The following is a 16,162-nucleotide window of genomic DNA, read 5'->3' as shown; positions in this document are numbered from 1 at the left end:
CGTCATGTCCTTCACCAACGCCCTGCGCGCCGAGACCACCAAGCTGTTCAGCCTGCGCTCAAGCCTCGTCTACGCGATCCTGCTCACCGGCTCCCTCTTCGGCCCGGTCACCCTCATCGCCCTCTTCGGCGACGACGCCACCCTCGACTGGTCGACGATCCTCTTCGGCCTGCAGATCTTCATGCTCGTCGCGGTGATCTTCGCCGCCGCCACCACCGCCGGCGACATCCGCAACCACATGCACGCCCAGGCCTTCCTCACCCAGGCCGGACGTTGGCAGTGGGTCGCAGCCAAGATCACCGTCACCGCCGTATTCACCGCCGTGACCTATGTCCTCGGCACGGTCCTGGCGATCGGTGTCGGAGCGGCCCTCGGCGGCACACTGAGCCTCGGCACCGACACCTTCATCCCCGTGGTCGGCCTGGTCACCAACGTCCTCTTCGCCGCGATGAGTGTCGGACTGGCCTGCGTCATCCGCAGCCAGGTCGCGTCCGTGGCTGTCCCCGTGGCCTGGCTGCTCGTCATCGACGGCATGCTCGGCATGGCCGCCGAGTCCATCGGGATCTTCCGCCCCCTGGCCGCCATCGCCCCGATGCAACGGCAGACCCAGCTCCTCGGTGGCGAGGACCCGCTCGGCTACGGCTTCAGCACCGCGGTCTGCTACCTCATCATCATCGCCTGGTTCGCCGCCCTCGCCGCGCTCGGCCTGTGGCGCAACCACCGCGTGGACGTGCGCTGACCCTCAGGACGGCCCCGTCCCGCACTGCGGACTGAAGAGTGCCCCTGCTGGATTCGTGTGGGAACAGGAGAACAGGTGACCTCCACCGACAGGGGCGATCCGCAGGCGGAGCAGAACTTCCCACCCTGCGACTGCGCGCCGCAGGACCCGCAGCGGGGGTGGGACTGCTCACCCTGCGTCATCCCGGCGGTCAGGTCCACGTCCTGCGGCTTGTTGCCTACCTGCTCGCGTGGCTCCACGGCCTTCAACTGCGCAAGCTCCTCGGAAGCGACGGGGGAGCGCCGGACACACTGGCCCACCAGCTCGTTCCGGCACACGGCGCCACACACCCGGTCGCCGCAGCCACGGCACTGGTGGAAGTCCGGGGCGATCTCCACCACCGCGCAGCTCAGGGCCTGTCCTTCGCCTCAGAGTTCGTCGACCGGTCGAGCACGCGGTCCACCGCGGACGTGACGTCGTAGAACCGGCCGTCGAAAAGACTGCCCAGACCCCGGGCGACCTTCTGTCCGGTGGCCGCGACATCTCTCCGGTACACCGAGCGGTAACCGTTGCCGCACCGGTCGCAGTGGAACTCGGACCGGTACCCGTCGGTATTCGACAGATCACTGCAATTGCTGGGGAAGGGGATGCTCGTCGGTATGGCGTCCTCTGTCCGTGGCAGGGGCCTGATCCCCTGTAGGAGAATCATATACCGGCCCCCGACCCCCGTCCCGGTACCCTGGGAACTCATGGACATCACCCTCGGAGACACCGGCCGCACCCTCCACCTACCCTCGCACTGGGAAGTGCTCAACACCCTCCCGGAGGACGCCCCGGGCACCGTCGCCTTCGGCTACCACCTCGCCGGGAGCAACGCCGTGGTCACCCTCGCCCCGCTCGACTCCCAGATGATGCCCGTCGACCGCGACGAGGTCATCGAGGGCATCCGCCCCAACCTCAGGGAGTTCCACGCCGGACTCGTCGAGGCGGACGCCGGCGAGACTCCGGTCGGCGACCTCATCGTCTACACCGTCGTCAAGACCCTCCCGCCGGAGGACGCCGAACCCGGCTCCGGCATGCAGTACAACCTCACCCTCCACGTCGCCGTGGAGAACGGCGAGTACCTCGAACCCTGGCAACTCCAGGGGTTCTTCACCGAGACCGGCACCGCCGGTATGCGCGACGCGGCGGTCATGGACCTCAAGCGCCGGGCGGGGGAGATCAGCATCGGCGACGACGGACTCGAGGGCTGGTTCGTCGACCCCTACGACCCCGCACTCACCCCGGCCGACGGCTACCTGCTCGCCACCCTCGCCGAGGATCGCGCCTACGACGACCGCTTCCCGGAGCACCCCTTGTCCCAGGCCAGGCTCCTGCTGGACGCCCTCATCGCCGTCGAGTAGCTACCCCACCACGCCCTTCTCGACCTCGGCGAGGTGGGCCAACCGGTCGGCGTCCCCGTCGGTGGACAGCACCACCGAACCACCGGCGAACAGGGGGAGCAGCCGGTCGACGAGACTGTCGGCGTCCTCCCACCCGCCCGTCACCGCGCGCACGTTCTCACCGCGGGAGGACGCGCGGTCCTGCAGCTCCGTGCCCGTGACCTCCGCACCGGTGGCGTCGACCAGGAGCACGGCGTCCGCACCGGAAGACGGGCCGGCGTAGCGGTCACCCTGTACCCGCAGCTCCGGGGCCAGATCGGTCACCCCGAAGGGCACCTCGCCGCCGGACTCCGCCACGCCGCGTCCGAAGGGGTCGGTGGAGACCAGGAGCACCTCGTCGGCAAGGTCGCACCCGGGGTCGGTGGTGATCACTGTCGCCGCGTCCTGCGCTGCCGGGGAGGCGGGGGAGCACACCGCGACGCCGGCCTGCCAGCAGCCCAGTACCAGCGCCGCGGGCAGCCAGTCGGTCGGGCAGTCCACCACGACCACATCCCCCCGGCCCAGGCCGAGCTCACCGGTGAAGAGGTTGCCGCCCTTCGCCGCCCAGTTCGCCGCCGTCGCCGCGGACAATTCCATCCGCCCCCGGTCGGTGTAGGTGGTGATGCGGGGCGAGGCGGCGTCGGACGCCAGAAACGGGGCCATGAGATCCATGCCCGTCACATTAGCGTCAGATCACCGGGTCAGAGGACCGGCCCCTCGTCCAGCGGCTGCGCCTCGCCGGACAGGGCCGGGCCGAGGATGACCAGCACCGCGAAGACGACCACCGTCACCAGCACGACGACCGTCACCGTCCGCGCCCAACGCTGGGCGGCGGTGGTCGACCACTGCAGGAACAGGGCGGTGATCAGTGCGCCGGCCAGTGCACCGACCGTGTTGCAGATCAGGTCGGTGACATCGGTGCGTCCCAGCGAGAAGACGTACTGTGCGACCTCGACGGCCACGCTCAGCCCGGCGGAGACGACCACCACCGGCCACACCTTCCGGAAGATCACCGCCAGCAGCATGCCGAGCGGGAGGAAGAAGGCGACATTGCCGAGGATGTCGAAGGCTGCGCTGAAGGGGTTCGAGGCGTCCGCGATGATGCCGAAGGGCTGCAGCCGCAGCTCCCGGACGCGCTGGTTCTCCGGCTTCCACAGCGTGCCGATGGTGTAGAAGGACTTCAGACAGGTCAGCGCCACGACCACGGCGAGGTAACCGACCAGGGCCACCCAGGTCCACGGGCGGGTCCGCACCGGGGTGGGCGGAACCGTCCCCGGTGCAGGCGACGTGGGCATGCGGGTCAGTGTAGTGGCGGACATGACTCCGGAGAATAGCCCCGGGGGATGGCAGAAACCTGTCAGGGCGCTGGCCACGCACGGTGTCAGTACCGTGGGTGACATGGACACTTCCATGGACACTTCCACAGTCTTCACCGTCGACCAGATCCGCCAGGCTGAGCAGCCGTTGCTGGAGGCCCAGACCAGGACCGATGAGCTGATGCAGTCCGCCGCGGCCGGGGTCGCGACCGCAGCACGGATGATGCTGGAGCGGAAGCCTGTCATGGACATGCAGACCGGCGTCCTGCTCGCTGTCGGCGGCGGAGGAAACGGGGGAGACGCCCTCTACGCCGGACGCGACCTCCTCGCCGACGGGTGGACGGTGGACGCCGTACTGCTCGGCCGTGACCGGGACACCGGGGATGTGCGGGTCCACCAGGACGCGCTGGACGCCTTCACCGCGGCCGGCGGCACCGTGGTGGACTACGGGGACCTGTGGACGCAGCGTCCCGCGCCCTACCGGCTGCTCATCGACGGGGTGCTCGGCATGGGTGGGGCCGGGGGAGTGGACCCGCGGTCGGCGACGGTGCTGGACCTGGCGAACCGGTGGCTGTTCCCGCTTTTGTCGGTCGACGTGCCCTCCGGGATCGACGCGGACACCGGTTCCGTGCCGGACCCGGTGGAGGCGCCGGATCCGTTCGGGGACCGTGAGGTGCCGTTCCTGTCCCACGCCATCGCCGATGTCACCGTGACCTTCGGCGGGTGGCGTCGAGCGCACGCGGTGAACGCCTTCTGCGGGCAGGTGCTGCTGGCCGATCCTGCGTTGGATGACAAGCGTTCCATCGGTGGGGAGTTGGCGAAGATCGACGCGTGGTGGCGTCCTGAACCGGGCGTGCATGTCGGGTTCTCGCAGGCCGTCGAGCCAGCCGCCGATCCGCGCCGGACCCACGGCGGCATCGACCACGGAGGACGCTGGGACGCCTCAGCCACCGGTCTGAAGACCCCGGACCTGCATGCCGCGCAGCTCGCCGGGCCGTCCGAACCGGGACCCTACGACGACAAGTACACCGGCGGCGTGGTCGGGGTGTGTGCCGGTTCTTCGCAATACCCGGGGGCGGCGGTGCTGGCCACCACCGGTGCCGTGCGGGCGACGAGTGCCATGGTGCGCTACGTCGGCAGCGGCTCCCTGGAGGTCCTGCGCGCCACCCCCGAGGTCATCTGGTCCCCGTCGGTGGCGGAGACCGGCCGGGTACAGGCGTGGGTCGTAGGGCCTGGCCGTGGCACGGACGAGGACGCCGCCACGGAGCTCGCCGAGCTGCTGTCCCGCCCTGAACCGCTGCTCATCGACGCCGACGCCCTGACCCTGCTCTCACAGCGCCCTGTCCTGCGCGAGTCGCTGGTGGCACGCGGTGAGCGTCCCACACTGCTCACCCCGCACGCCGGGGAGTTCCGTCGGTTGGCGGAAGCGGTGTCTGCGGAGTCCGCCGACATCCCCGATCCGGACACCGACCGTATCGCTGCGGTGGTGGCGCTGTCCTCGGCGCTGCACTGCACGGTGCTGCTCAAGGGAAGGCACACCGTCATCGCGGAGCGTCCTGACCGGGACCCGGACGGCACGGTGAGAGCAACCAGGGTGACCTGCATCGACGCCGGGACCTCCTGGGGCGCCACGCCCGGTTCCGGTGATGTGCTCGCCGGGATCACCGGGGCGCTCATGGCGGAGTTCGCGGCGAAGTACACGGTGAGCCAGGCGACCGGTGCGGCTACCGAGGCGGTGGCGCTGCACGCTCTGGCAGCCGCCGTCGCAGCGGAGACCCCGGACGGCTACGCTCCGACCTCGGCATCGAAGATCGCGGACGCCGTGCCGCAGGCCTGGGCACGCTCGGGCCCCTCCACCACACGCCGCCACTACCACCCTGAGTTCTGACGCACTGGCGCCCTCCGGTATGGCACTGCGTCTTGAGTTCCGCCCCGGCGTCATGAGTTTCTCGCGGAAAAGGCCGTTGAACCGCGATTTTCTCATGACGCCGGGGCGCTTCCCATGACGCGACGAGGCGGAAAGCGACAACGCGGCGCCGATGACGCCGCGCACCACACCACGACCCGAGGGGACCGAGGGGCGTCAGTTCACGCACATGGTGTCGGACTCGTCGGCCTTGATCGGCGCCTGATCCTCTTCGGAGCCGGCATCCATGGTGCCCGGGACGCCGACCGTTTCACTGGAATCGCCGGAACCGTCGGAAGAGTCACCGGTGTCAGTGGAGGAGGAGTCGCCGGAGTCGGAGCTGTCCAGGGTGCGGGTGTCGTCTTCGGTGGCGCCGGGGCCGGTGTAGGTGCCCGACAGGGTGACGCTGATCTGGCCCCCAGCCAGAGTCGGATCTTCGACAACCTGCAGGTCGCCGAGCTTCTTCGCCAGGTCGCGGGCGGCCGGGTCATTGACGTCGGCGACGTTGACCTGGCTCTCCGAGACACCGGACTCGTCATGGTTGCCGACCTCGTCGACGGTGAAGCCTGCACCGGCGACCAGGTCACCGACGCGGGTGGCCAGGCCGTCGACATTGCCGGCGTTGAGTACCGAGACGGTGGACGCTGCGGCGTCGTAGTCCGGGATGGATTCCTCGGTGGTCTCCTCGGACTCCGACTCGTCCGAGCCGTCCTTCTTGGAGTCGCCGAGCAGGTCGTCGAAGAAACCGTGGACCTGGTTCGGGTCGACAGTGACCACGGACTCGCCGTAGTCGCCTGTGCCGTCGATGCTGGTCACCGGGATGGTCTGGAAGGAGACGTTGCCGCCGGTGAGGTTCTGCATCTGGGTGGCCAGACCCATGATGTCCCAGCCGTCGTCGATGGTCAGGGAGCGGGAGACGGCGTCGTTGAGCTTGCTGAGCTGGCCGGGGTTGGACAGCGTCTTCGCCGAAAGGATCTTGTTCGCAAGGCTGGCGAGGTAGGCCTGCTGACGGGTGATGCGGTCCAGGTCACCGCGCGGCAGGTCATGACGCTGACGCACGAAGCTCAGGGCGTTCGGACCGTCGAGGGTCTGCTGGCCGGCCGGGAAGTTCGCACCGGACAGGGGTTCGTCGACCGCGTTGTTCAGGCAGACGTCCACACCGCCGACGGCGTCGGTGAGCAGCACGAAGCCGAGCAGCCCGACCTCGGCGTAGTGGTCGACACTGATGCCGGTCAGGTTGCCGATGGATCCGATGAGCGCCTCGCGACCCTTCTGGATGCCTTCCTTGGAGACCTTGTCTTCGTTGTACTCCTCGCCGTCGGCGGCGGCTTCGTCGGCCTTCTCGGTCTCGTAGTTGTACTTGGTGCTGCCGTAGACCTGGTTCAGCTTGACGTTGCCGAGCTCAGATCCACCGTCGACGTAGGTGTCACGGGGCAGGGAGACTGCGGTGGCGGAGGATCCGTCATTGGGGATACGGATGAGGATCATCGTGTCCGTACTGGTGGTCTCCTCCTCACCGGCCCGGAGCATGTCGATCTCCTGCTGGGAGAGCGGCTTGCCCTTGGCGTCCGTACGGGAGTCGATACCGACGAGGAGGATGTCGGTCGCGCCGTCGGCCTGGTCGCCGAGGTCGAGTCCTCCGGTGGTGGCGAGGCTGTCGCCGAGCTTACCGACCGTGGCATAGCCGTAGCCGCCGCCGATGAGCAGCAGGACGGCGAGGATGCCTAGCACTGCCTTTACCGGGGTGGAGCCGAGCTGACGGTGGTCGCTGGGACCGGACGAGCGGGACCGGCGTGACGCCCGGGAGGACGCCGCACTACGCCGCGCGCCCGAGGCGGACGACGACGAAGAAGAGGACGATGAGGAAGTCGACCCCGAGGAACCCTCCGCCCGACGCGAGCTGCGGGGCAGGCGGGTCTGTCCGGAGCTTGCCGCCTCGCCCGGTGCCTCGCGGATACGTCGGGAGCGACGCTCGCTGGGGCGGGCATGGCGTCCGCGACCGTCATCGGACCGTGAAGTGCCGTCGGTCCGGCCGGAATCGCTCATGCTTCACCTTTCATCAGTGCGTGCCGCGGTAACGGGGTGACAGTTCGCCGGGGATTCTACTACCCGCTGCGGCATTGTCCATGCAGGCGCTACAAGTACCATGGCCATCTGTGAATTCACTGACTGGTCGCATTGCGGTCACCGGCGCGGCCGGACAGGTAGGACTGGAACTCGTCGCTCTCGGAGGCACGCCACTCACCCGGGAGACGCTGGATCTGGCGTCCTCCCCGGAGCAGCTGCGGGAGGCGGCGCTGCGTTGCTTCGCGGGGAAGGACACGGTGATCAACTGTGCGGCGTGGACCGATGTCGACGGTGCGGAGGACCCGGCCAACCGGGCGACGGTCGAGGCGGTGAATGCTACGGCCCCCGGCATACTTGCCGATGCTGCCACACAGGTCGGGGCACGTTTCCTCCATCTCTCCACCGACTATGTCTTCCCCGGGACGCCTCCGGAGACAGGCCGGGAATGGGCGCCGGACGACCCCACCGGGCCTCTCAATGCCTACGGCGCGACGAAGGCTGCGGGGGAGCGCGGCGTCCTTGAACACGGGGGGACAGTCGTGCGCACCGCCTGGGTGTGGTCAGGGCCGCACGCCCCGGGCCGTGATTTCGTTGCGACGATGGCAGGTCTGGCGGAGCGCGGGGTGGACCCGAAGGTCGTCGACGACCAGACAGGGCGTCCCACCTACGCCGCCGATCTGGCCGCCGGACTGTGGGCACTCTCACAGCAGGAGGGCCCGTTGCCCGGCGTCCTGCACTACACGAATTCCGGGGATCCGGTCACCTGGTGCGGGCTCGCCCGTGAGGTCTTCCGCCTGCTCGGCCATGACCCGCAGCGGGTCACGCCGTGTGGGTCGGACGAGTGGCCGGCACCGGCGCGGCGTCCGGAATGGTCGGTACTGGACCTGGCCGCGTGGCGGGAGACGGTGGGGGAACCGCCGACGTGGCGTACGGCTCTGGCCCGGGGACTGGGCTAGGCTGGTCGGTCGTGAACAAGCCACTCGCGATCATCACCGTGACCTTTTCCCCCGGGGAGTACCTCGGGCGTTTCCTGGATTCCGTCCCGGCGGCGACGGCGCAGGGCGCTGTGGTGGTGATGGCCGACAACGGTTCCACCGACGGTGCCCCGGAGTACGCCGCCGCCACCCGTGAGAACGTAGAACTGCTGCGTACCGGGGGAAATGTCGGCTACGGCGCCGGCATGAACAAGGGGATCGACGCGGTCCGTGCCCGTCGGGACGCCGGCGAGATCGACGACGAGTTCGTCCTCATCTCCAACCCGGACGTGGTCTTCACCCCGGGGTCGGTGGACCGGATGATCGAGGCCGCCCGGCGTCACCCACGGGCAGGCGCGGTCGGCCCACTGATCCGGGAGACCGACGGCTCGATGTACCCCTCGGCGCGTGCCGTGCCGACCCTGGGTTCCGGCATCGGCCACGCCCTGCTGGCCCCGGTGTGGAAGGACAACCCCTTCAGCCGCCGCTACCGGGACGACGCCGACATGTCGCAGGAGCGCACCTCCGGGTGGCTGTCGGGGTCCTGCCAGCTGCTGAGGTGGGAAGCTTTCGACGCCGTCGGGGGTTTCGACGAGCGCTACTTCATGTACATGGAGGACGTCGACCTGGGTGACCGGCTGGGCCGGGCGGGCTGGGAGAACGTCTTCACCCCGACCGCCGAGATCGCGCACGCCCAGGGCCACTCGGCGTCCTCCCACCCGGAGATCACCGTGCCCGCCCACCATGACTCGGCCTACCGTTTCCAGGCCGACCGCCTCACCGCCTGGTGGCAGGCGCCGGTGCGTGCGGTGCTGTGGGTCGGACTGAAGGTCCGCGGCGCGGTGACACTCGCCCTGGCGACGCGGGCTCTACAGCAGCGGCACCGGGACGACGCCGCCGGGTAATCTCATGGCCGTAGTGCCCTCACACAGTCTCCCGCTATCTCTCCCCAGACGATGAAGGAACCGACCTTTTCCATGACTGACACCAGCTCTCTCGCCGCGTCCACCGACGCCGTCATCCTCGTCGGTGGCAAGGGGACGCGTCTGCGTCCGTTGACGAACTCGATCCCCAAGCCGATGCTGCCGGTGGCGGGCTACCCCTTCCTCCAGCACCTGCTGGCCCGCATCCGTGCGGCAGGCATGACCCATGTGGTGCTGGGCACCTCGTTCAAGGCGGAGGTCTTCGAGGAGTTCTTCGGCGACGGATCCGAGCTCGGTCTGGAGATCGAGTACGTCGTCGAGGACGAGCCGCTGGGCACCGGTGGCGGCATCCGCAACGTCTACGACCACCTCCGACACGACCGCGTGATGGTCTTCAACGGTGATGTCCTGGGCGGCACCGACCTCAACGCAGTCCTCCAGACGCATGTCGACCACGACGCCGAGGTGACGCTGCACCTGCTGCAGGTCGCTGATCCGCGGGCCTTCGGTTGCGTGCCGACGGACGCCGACGGCCGTGTCTCGGCGTTCCTGGAGAAGACCGAGGATCCGCCGACCGACCAGATCAACGCCGGCTGCTACGTCTTCCAGCGTGAGATCATCGCCGAGATCCCGGCAGGGAAGCCGGTCTCCGTCGAGCGCGAGGTCTTCCCCGCGCTGCTGGACCGTGGTGCCCGGGTCTTCGGCCATGTGGACCAGGCCTACTGGCGCGACCTGGGGACGCCGGCGGACTTCGTCCGCGGCTCCTCGGACCTGGTGCGCGGGATCGCCCCCTCGCCGCTGGTCGACGGACGCCACGGCGAGTCGCTGGTGGACCCGTCGGCGGCGGTCGCCGGGGGTGCGCTGCTGCTCGGCGGCACGGTGGTGGGCCGCGGTACGGAGATCGGCGGCGGTGCCCGCGTGGACACCTCCGTGGTGCTTGACGGTGTGGTCATCGAGGCCGGTGCGACGGTGGAGCGGTGTGTCATCGCCGCCGGGGCACGGATCGGGGCGCGCGCACACCTGTGCGACGCGGTGATCGGCGAGGGGGCCGTCATCGGTGCGCGTTGTGAACTCAACGGTGGGGCCAGGGTGTGGCCGGGGGTGCAGATCCCCGACGGCGGTCTGCGCTTCTCCAGCGATATTTGAAAAATTTTCTACATGTTGTGGTGGCCGGACGAAATCGGGGGTCCGGTGCCCATATGTAGTGGTTAGGCTGTACGAAGTGGTGCTTATGTCGTGGCACACATTGGTGACACCCCTTCATCTTCAGTGAAGGCTGTGACAGTTGTGACTCGTGTGGTTGAGGTCCCACGGCAGAGCGGTTGAGGCATGTAATTCCATGTGTGTAATCTCTGGGGAGTACAGATATACGGACGCCTGACAATACGGAGTTGTCGATCCGGCGCCCGTACCGACGGGGAACGAGCAACCGAGAGGAGGCGGCGTGGACGACAGGCATGACGGGTACCGCGACGCTGATCCCGAAGAGTTCCCTGGCCCGCTGTCAGACGGTTCTGCAGCGGTGGATCCCGGGCGGTCCGACCTCACGTCGGACTTTGACGAGTTCTACGACCAGGTCATCCAGGAGTGGCAGGAACAGGCGCTGTGCGCCCAGACCGACCCTGAAGCGTTCTTCCCGGAGAAGGGCGGCTCCACCCGCGAGGCCAAGCGCATCTGCCGCGCCTGCGGAGTGCGTGACGAGTGCCTCGAGTACGCCCTCGAACACGATGAGCGCTTCGGCATCTGGGGCGGGCTGTCCGAGCGCGAGCGCCGCCGCCTGAAGAAGCGGCTCGGGTAGAGCTCACTCCCAGTCGAAGCGCGGGTCGACCGTCTCCGGTGACACGTTGAGATACGTGGCGACCAGGCTGGCGATAACGAACCGCAGCCAGTTCTCCAGCTCCAGCCGGTCACGGGACCGCTCCTCGACCGGACGCCGGAACACGATGAGACGTGGCCGCGTCGGCGTCCCTTCTTCATCGACCCCCACCGGGACCAGGCGTCCCAGCGGCACCGGACCGTCGGCGGCGACCTCGTCGGACCACTGCGAGACCGAGGCGTCCATCCGCATCCGCGGGATCATGTCCACGGCGATGTCGAGCCCGTCGAGCCGGTCACCGAACCGGTCGAGGACGTCGGCGTAGACATCGAGGACCGCCGCGTCGAACTGTTCGCCGCGGGTGCGGTGCCTCGGCAGATCCGGCATGAGGACGCCACGCAGGCCGCGTCCCCGCGGATCGTGGTGGGCGGCGCGCACGGAGCCGAAACCGGAGGTGTGGCCCTGTCCTCCCGTCCCTGCTCCCGGCCCTGTGCCCGGTCCTGTCGTTGGTCCTGTCGCCGGTCCTGTCATGGCACCGATCCTAACCCTGACGATGCCCCACGACGGTGTACGCCACGCGCTGCAGTGCCGGTCCGGCACGGGACCGTCGCAGGGGGCTAAAATGGCCTCCGTGACTGACTACCGACAGTGCTCCAGGCCAGGATGCAGTACCCCGGCCGTGGCCACCCTGCGTTACAACTACCGGGCGAGCCGTGCGACCGTTACTGTGCTGGGGCCCGGCGGGGACCCGCACAGCTGGGACCTCTGCAGCCGACATGTCTCCCGCCTGACCGTCCCCGAAGGCTGGGATCTGGTCCGTGAGGACCACGCGGCTGCAGGCCTGACCGACCCCTTCGGCGACGACGTCACTGACTCGAACGATTTCACTGACGAGGAGATGCAGGTCCTCGCCGAGGCGATGGAGGCGGTGGGTGAGGCCTCCGCCGAACCCGACGCCGAGACCGACCCCGGCGTCATCGACCCGCCTGTCCCCGCCGGCACCATCATCCGCCGCGAGGATCTGCCCCGCCCCAGTGGTCACCATCCGTCGCGGGGGAATCTGCCGCGTCGGACCCCGGCCCGCCATCTCCACGCGGTCCGGGACGCAGACTGACACTCCACCGGGTTTTCCCGGACACCCCTCTTCCTCACCGTTGATCCCCAGAACCCAAGGAGTTACCTCCCATGACGTCACCAACCCCGTCCTCCCGAACCCGAGAGTCGCTGAGCACCGTCGTCAAGGCCTACGACGTCCGCGGCGTGGTCGGTGAGGGTATCGACGCCGACCTCGTCCGTGACACCGGAGCAGCCTTCGGCCACCTCATGCGTGGCGAAGGTGCGACGACCGTGGTCATCGGTCATGACATGCGCCCCAGCTCCCCGGACCTCTCCGCCGCCTTCGCCGCCGGCGTCACCTCCCAGGGCCTCGACGCCGTCGAGCTGGGGCTGACCTCGACCGACGAGCTCTACTACGCCGCCGGGTCGTTGAACTGCCCCGGTGCGATGTTCACGGCGTCCCACAACCCGGCGAAGTACAACGGCATCAAGATGTGCCGTTCCGGCGCCCGCCCGGTCGGTCAGGACACCGGTCTGTCCGAGATCGTCGACATGCTCGTCGACGGTGTCCCGGCCTTCGACGGCGAGCCAGGCACCGTGGGCTCCCGCGACGTCCTCACCGACTACGCGGATTACCTCAAGACCCTGGTGCCGCTCGACGGCATCCGTCCGCTGACCGTCACCGTGGACGCCGGCAACGGCATGGGTGGCCTCACCGCACCCGCCGTGCTCGGCACCGAGTCCGCGCTGACCCTCCACGACCTCTTCTTCGAGCTCGACGGGACCTTCCCCAACCACGAGGCCAACCCGCTGGACCCGAAGAACATCGTCGACCTGCAGAAGTTCACTGTCGAGAAGGGCGCGGACATCGGCGTCGCCTTCGACGGGGACGCCGACCGCTGCTTCATCGTCGACGAGAAGGGCGACGCCGTCAGCCCGTCGGCCATCTGCTGCATGATCGCCGAGCGCTACCTGGCGCAGAACCCGGGCGCGACGATCATCCACAACCTCATCACCTCCAAGGCGGTCCCGGAACTCGTCACCGAGCTCGGCGGTAAGCCGGTCCGGACCCGCGTCGGCCACTCCTTCATCAAGGCGCAGATGGCCGAGGAGAGGGCCGTCTTCGGTGGCGAGCACTCCGCCCACTACTACTTCTCGGACTTCTACAACGCGGACTCCGGCATGATCGCCGCCCTCCACGTCCTCGCCACCCTCGGTGCCCAGGACAGGCCCCTGTCGGAACTCAAGCAGGCGTACTCCCGCTACGAGGCCTCCGGGGAGATCAACTCCGAGGTCGCGGACCAGGCAGGACGCACCGCCGCCGTCGTCGAGGCCTTCGCCGACGAGACCACGTCCACCGATGAACTCGACGGCGTGACCGTCGAGCTCACCGACGGCTCCTGGTTCAACATCCGTGCCTCGAACACCGAGCCCCTGCTGCGTCTCAACGTCGAGGCCCCGACCCGTGAGCGCATCACCGAGATCGTCGACAAGGCGCTCTCGGTCATCCGGGCGTGAGGTAGGAGACTCCCATCGCTGTGACATCACAGACACCTGATACCGGGGCGCACCCGCTCCTCATCGACGGCGCCGTCCGGCACTACGCCTGGGGTTCGCGGACCGCCCTGGCCGAACTCACCGGTCGTCCACTGCCGACCGAACATCCGGAGGCGGAGATGTGGTTCGGGGCGCACCCGGCCGCACCGTCCGTCGTCTCCGGCGGTTCCCGGACGCTGCTCGACGTCATCTCCGGTGACCCCGAGGGGCAGCTGGGGGCCGACCGCTCCGGCGACCGGCTCCCGTTCCTCATCAAACTGCTCGCCGCCGACCAGGCGTTGAGCCTGCAGGCACACCCGACGAAGCAGCAGGCCGAAGAGGGTTTCGCCCGCGAGAACGCCGAAGGGGTGCTGCTCGGGGCGTCCCAGCGGAACTACAAGGACGACAACCACAAACCCGAGCTGCTCGTCGCACTCACCCGGTTCGAGGCGCTCGCCGGGTTCCGTCCGCTGGACCGGACCCGCGAGCTCCTCGGTGCCCTGGCGGTGCCCGATCTCGCGCACACCACCGCGGTGCTGGGCTCCGGGGACGACGCCGAGGACCTCCGCGCCCTGGTGACGACCTGGCTCACCCTGCCGGCCGCGACCAAGCGGCAACTCGTCGCCGTGACCGCACCCGAGTGCCGTCGATTGACGGCGCTGGTGGACGCCGGAGAGGCTCCCGGATGGATGCGTGGCCCGGCCCGCGTCGCCGGCAAACTTGCGGAGCAGTACCCGGGTGATTCCGGCGTCCTGATCTCGCTGCTGCTCAACCATGTGGTCCTGGAGCCGGGTCAGGCCCTGTTTCTCGCCGCCGGCAAACTCCACGCCTATCTGGGCGGTACGGGTGTGGAGATCATGGCGAACTCCGACAATGTGCTGCGTGGTGGCCTCACCACCAAGCACATCGACGTGCCCGAGCTGATGCGCGTCATGGACTTCGCTCCGGTCATTGACCCGGTGTGCCCGCGGGACGCGGACGGTCGGTTCGACGTCCCGGTACCCGACTTCGCCCTGCGCGAGGTCGACAACGGACAGGTCGCCCCGGTGGCCGGGCCGGCCGTAGTCCTGGTGGGTGCCGGTGGGGCGGAACTCTCCGGTGCCGAAGGCTCCGACTCCAGTGGCTCTGCCCCGACGCGGCTGCGTCCGGGGCAGGCGGTGTGGGTTCCCGCGACGACGGGACGTGACCTGCAGGTCACGTCGCTGGGCCGCGTCTTCATCGCGACAGCGGGCTGACCACCCGGCCGGTCACCGTGTGGTCGGCCGGGCCGGGGGTGGTTTTCAGCGGGAGGCTAGTTGTCCTGCCCACCGAGCTCGGAGGGCTCCGACGGCTGGGCCCGCTGAGCCTGCGGGGACGTGGAGTCGGCGTCGGCGGACGCGCCGGAGTTCGGGGACTGCGATGCACCCGCATCGCCGCTGTCCTCGGAGGCACTGCCGTCGGCGAGACCGTTGCCGCCCTCCCCGGTGCCGGGCTGCCCGGTGTCCTCACCGGACTCCGGATCCTCGGTGGGCTCGGTCGGGGTCGAAGAGCCACCACCGCTGTGGTCCGGGAAACCCGGGAAGTCAGGCAGCGACGGCAGACCCGGAATGACCGGGTACTCCGGCGAGGAGGGGTTCTCGTCGGTGGTGTCCGGAGCGGTCTCGCCGCCGGTGTCCTGTGGGGTGGTGTCCTCCGGGCTCGGGACGACCGGGTCGAGGCTGTCGCCACCATTCCACGCATTCGGCGGGAGATAGGGGTCCTCACTGAGCGGGGCGACACCACCGATCGTCACCGGGGGAGGGGTGGACTCCCGGTGTGTGGTGGTGCGCGGTGCCGGCTCGGGGGATTCCTCGGTCCGGGTGGGGCGCAGGGACGTGTCCACCGAGGCGTCGACGACCGGACTGTCGTCGGCGTTGTTGTTCGCCGGGATCGAGTTACGCCAGGTGACGAAGCCGACGGCGAGGGCGGCGACCAGTCCGACGGCCGCGAAGCGGGCGATCGCACGGTTGCCACGGCGGGCGGCCAGGGCCTCGGTGCGCAGCAGTTCCTCGTGGTGGGCGGTGGACGCGACACCGGTGGTGGCGTCCGCAGCTCCGGTGCCGGACTGCTCCGGTGTGAGCGCGTAACCGCCGTCGGGTGTCTGGGGATCGGTCGGCATGATCCTCGGTCACTCTCCTCTCGGGGTATGCCCCCGGGGTGGGAACGGAGGCTACGTCACTCGGCAAAAGTCACGATCAGGTTACGATTACGACCACCGTATCACGAACTTTTGGCAGGTCGCACTCTCTATATGTGAACTTCACCATATTTTCTCTCGCTCTTGGTCGGCAAAACGTTACCGGACCGTGACCGGAGGGTGATACCCGTCGACGCCGGTCCGTCGCTATTCTGGGCCGGTACAGCGATACGCGGTGACTGTTCCGTTCACCGGGACCCCGCGATCTTCCCCC

16 protein-coding genes are annotated in these 16,162 nt (G+C 68.9%); 11 read left to right on the top strand and 5 right to left on the bottom strand.

What is annotated here, in order from left to right; translation table 11 throughout:
- The first annotated feature begins 4 nt into the window (after window positions 1-4).
- From CVA01_RS11100 to CVA01_RS11090, 3 genes are all read left to right on the top strand, one after another.
- On the top strand, window positions 5-739 hold the full coding sequence (locus tag CVA01_RS11100; protein ID WP_141330776.1) for an ABC-2 transporter permease family protein: 735 nt from the start codon (window positions 5-7) through the stop codon (window positions 737-739).
- 158 nt (window positions 740-897) lie between these two features.
- Window positions 898-1,200, top strand: coding sequence for a hypothetical protein (locus CVA01_RS14940; protein ID WP_170209763.1), 303 nt, complete (start codon window positions 898-900; stop codon window positions 1,198-1,200).
- Window positions 1,201-1,467: 267 nt separating this feature from the next.
- A complete protein-coding gene (locus tag CVA01_RS11090; protein WP_170209762.1) occupies window positions 1,468-2,121 on the top strand; it encodes a hypothetical protein in 654 nt (217 codons plus the stop codon).
- Here CVA01_RS11090 and CVA01_RS11085 read toward each other — a convergent pair whose 3' ends face one another.
- Window positions 2,122-2,811: a TIGR03089 family protein gene (locus tag CVA01_RS11085; protein ID WP_073883303.1), complete on the bottom strand. Its 690-nt coding sequence runs from the start codon at window positions 2,809-2,811 to the stop codon at window positions 2,122-2,124. It lies immediately after the preceding gene.
- Between the two features lie 29 nt (window positions 2,812-2,840).
- The gene (locus tag CVA01_RS11080) at window positions 2,841-3,434 is read right to left on the bottom strand and encodes a VanZ family protein (protein WP_014010692.1); all 594 of its coding nucleotides are present in this window, start codon (window positions 3,432-3,434) and stop codon (window positions 2,841-2,843) included.
- 115 nt (window positions 3,435-3,549) lie between these two features.
- On the opposite strand from CVA01_RS11080, the gene CVA01_RS11075 reads away from it, so the two are divergent.
- The gene (locus tag CVA01_RS11075) at window positions 3,550-5,343 is read left to right on the top strand and encodes a bifunctional ADP-dependent NAD(P)H-hydrate dehydratase/NAD(P)H-hydrate epimerase (RefSeq protein ID WP_141330772.1); all 1,794 of its coding nucleotides are present in this window, start codon (window positions 3,550-3,552) and stop codon (window positions 5,341-5,343) included.
- A gap of 195 nt (window positions 5,344-5,538) precedes the next feature.
- On the opposite strand, the gene CVA01_RS11070 is transcribed toward CVA01_RS11075, so the two are convergent.
- Window positions 5,539-7,407: an LCP family protein gene (locus CVA01_RS11070; protein ID WP_141330770.1), complete on the bottom strand. Its 1,869-nt coding sequence runs from the start codon at window positions 7,405-7,407 to the stop codon at window positions 5,539-5,541.
- Between the two features lie 110 nt (window positions 7,408-7,517).
- On the opposite strand from CVA01_RS11070, the gene rfbD reads away from it, so the two are divergent.
- The 4 genes from rfbD to CVA01_RS11050 all read left to right on the top strand — a co-directional run bounded on the left by rfbD (window position 7,518) and on the right by CVA01_RS11050 (window position 11,123).
- Window positions 7,518-8,384 (top strand): dTDP-4-dehydrorhamnose reductase, encoded by an 867-nt coding sequence (gene rfbD / locus CVA01_RS11065; protein WP_244938273.1) that lies wholly within the window; start codon window positions 7,518-7,520, stop codon window positions 8,382-8,384.
- 11 nt (window positions 8,385-8,395) lie between these two features.
- Window positions 8,396-9,307 carry a glycosyltransferase family 2 protein gene (locus CVA01_RS11060; RefSeq protein ID WP_014010688.1) on the top strand — a complete coding sequence of 304 codons (912 nt, stop codon included), beginning with the start codon at window positions 8,396-8,398 and terminating at the stop codon, window positions 9,305-9,307.
- A 72-nt stretch (window positions 9,308-9,379) separates the two neighbouring features.
- Window positions 9,380-10,471: a mannose-1-phosphate guanylyltransferase gene (manB, locus tag CVA01_RS11055; RefSeq protein ID WP_141330766.1), complete on the top strand. Its 1,092-nt coding sequence runs from the start codon at window positions 9,380-9,382 to the stop codon at window positions 10,469-10,471.
- Window positions 10,472-10,904: 433 nt separating this feature from the next.
- Complete coding sequence (locus CVA01_RS11050) at window positions 10,905-11,123, top strand: WhiB family transcriptional regulator (protein ID WP_174775638.1); 219 nt, start codon at window positions 10,905-10,907, stop codon at window positions 11,121-11,123.
- Window positions 11,124-11,126: 3 nt separating this feature from the next.
- On the opposite strand, the gene CVA01_RS11045 is transcribed toward CVA01_RS11050, so the two are convergent.
- Window positions 11,127-11,672 carry a metallopeptidase family protein gene (locus CVA01_RS11045; RefSeq protein WP_174775637.1) on the bottom strand — a complete coding sequence of 182 codons (546 nt, stop codon included), beginning with the start codon at window positions 11,670-11,672 and terminating at the stop codon, window positions 11,127-11,129.
- Window positions 11,673-11,763: 91 nt separating this feature from the next.
- Here CVA01_RS11045 and CVA01_RS11040 point away from each other — a divergent pair, with 91 nt between their 5' ends.
- From CVA01_RS11040 to manA, 3 genes are all read left to right on the top strand, one after another.
- Window positions 11,764-12,255 (top strand): DUF3499 family protein, encoded by a 492-nt coding sequence (locus CVA01_RS11040; protein ID WP_141330764.1) that lies wholly within the window; start codon window positions 11,764-11,766, stop codon window positions 12,253-12,255.
- 71 nt (window positions 12,256-12,326) lie between these two features.
- A complete protein-coding gene (locus CVA01_RS11035) occupies window positions 12,327-13,715 on the top strand; it encodes a phosphomannomutase/phosphoglucomutase (RefSeq protein WP_141330762.1) in 1,389 nt (462 codons plus the stop codon).
- A 20-nt stretch (window positions 13,716-13,735) separates the two neighbouring features.
- On the top strand, window positions 13,736-14,968 hold the full coding sequence (gene manA / locus CVA01_RS11030; RefSeq protein WP_141330760.1) for a mannose-6-phosphate isomerase, class I: 1,233 nt from the start codon (window positions 13,736-13,738) through the stop codon (window positions 14,966-14,968).
- 56 nt (window positions 14,969-15,024) lie between these two features.
- Here the strand turns inward: manA and CVA01_RS11025 are convergent, their stop codons facing one another.
- Window positions 15,025-15,870: a hypothetical protein gene (locus CVA01_RS11025; RefSeq protein ID WP_141330758.1), complete on the bottom strand. Its 846-nt coding sequence runs from the start codon at window positions 15,868-15,870 to the stop codon at window positions 15,025-15,027.
- Window positions 15,871-16,162: the final 292 nt, after the last annotated feature.

Origin of the sequence: Corynebacterium variabile (assembly GCF_006539825.1) — a bacterium.
Lineage (GTDB): Bacteria > Actinomycetota > Actinomycetes > Mycobacteriales > Mycobacteriaceae > Corynebacterium > Corynebacterium variabile.
The sequence above is the reverse complement of the archived record's forward strand: the minus strand, read 5'-3'. Positions and strand labels throughout refer to the sequence as shown.

Bases quoted from the DNA above. Each gene is read 5' to 3' on its own strand.
- CVA01_RS11100 (WP_141330776.1), top strand. From the start codon at position 5: ATGTCCTTCACCAACGCCCTGCGCGCCGAGACCACCAAGCTGTTCAGC.
- CVA01_RS11090 (WP_170209762.1), top strand. From the start codon at position 1,468: ATGGACATCACCCTCGGAGACACCGGCCGCACCCTCCACCTACCCTCG.
- CVA01_RS11085 (WP_073883303.1), bottom strand. From the start codon at position 2,811: ATGGATCTCATGGCCCCGTTTCTGGCGTCCGACGCCGCCTCGCCCCGC.
- CVA01_RS11080 (WP_014010692.1), bottom strand. From the start codon at position 3,434: ATGCCCACGTCGCCTGCACCGGGGACGGTTCCGCCCACCCCGGTGCGG.
- CVA01_RS11075 (WP_141330772.1), top strand. From the start codon at position 3,550: ATGGACACTTCCACAGTCTTCACCGTCGACCAGATCCGCCAGGCTGAG.
- CVA01_RS11070 (WP_141330770.1), bottom strand. From the start codon at position 7,407: ATGAGCGATTCCGGCCGGACCGACGGCACTTCACGGTCCGATGACGGT.
- manB (WP_141330766.1), top strand. From the start codon at position 9,380: ATGACTGACACCAGCTCTCTCGCCGCGTCCACCGACGCCGTCATCCTC.
- CVA01_RS11045 (WP_174775637.1), bottom strand. From the start codon at position 11,672: ATGACAGGACCGGCGACAGGACCAACGACAGGACCGGGCACAGGGCCG.
- CVA01_RS11040 (WP_141330764.1), top strand. From the start codon at position 11,764: ATGGCCTCCGTGACTGACTACCGACAGTGCTCCAGGCCAGGATGCAGT.
- CVA01_RS11035 (WP_141330762.1), top strand. From the start codon at position 12,327: ATGACGTCACCAACCCCGTCCTCCCGAACCCGAGAGTCGCTGAGCACC.
- CVA01_RS11025 (WP_141330758.1), bottom strand. From the start codon at position 15,870: ATGCCGACCGATCCCCAGACACCCGACGGCGGTTACGCGCTCACACCG.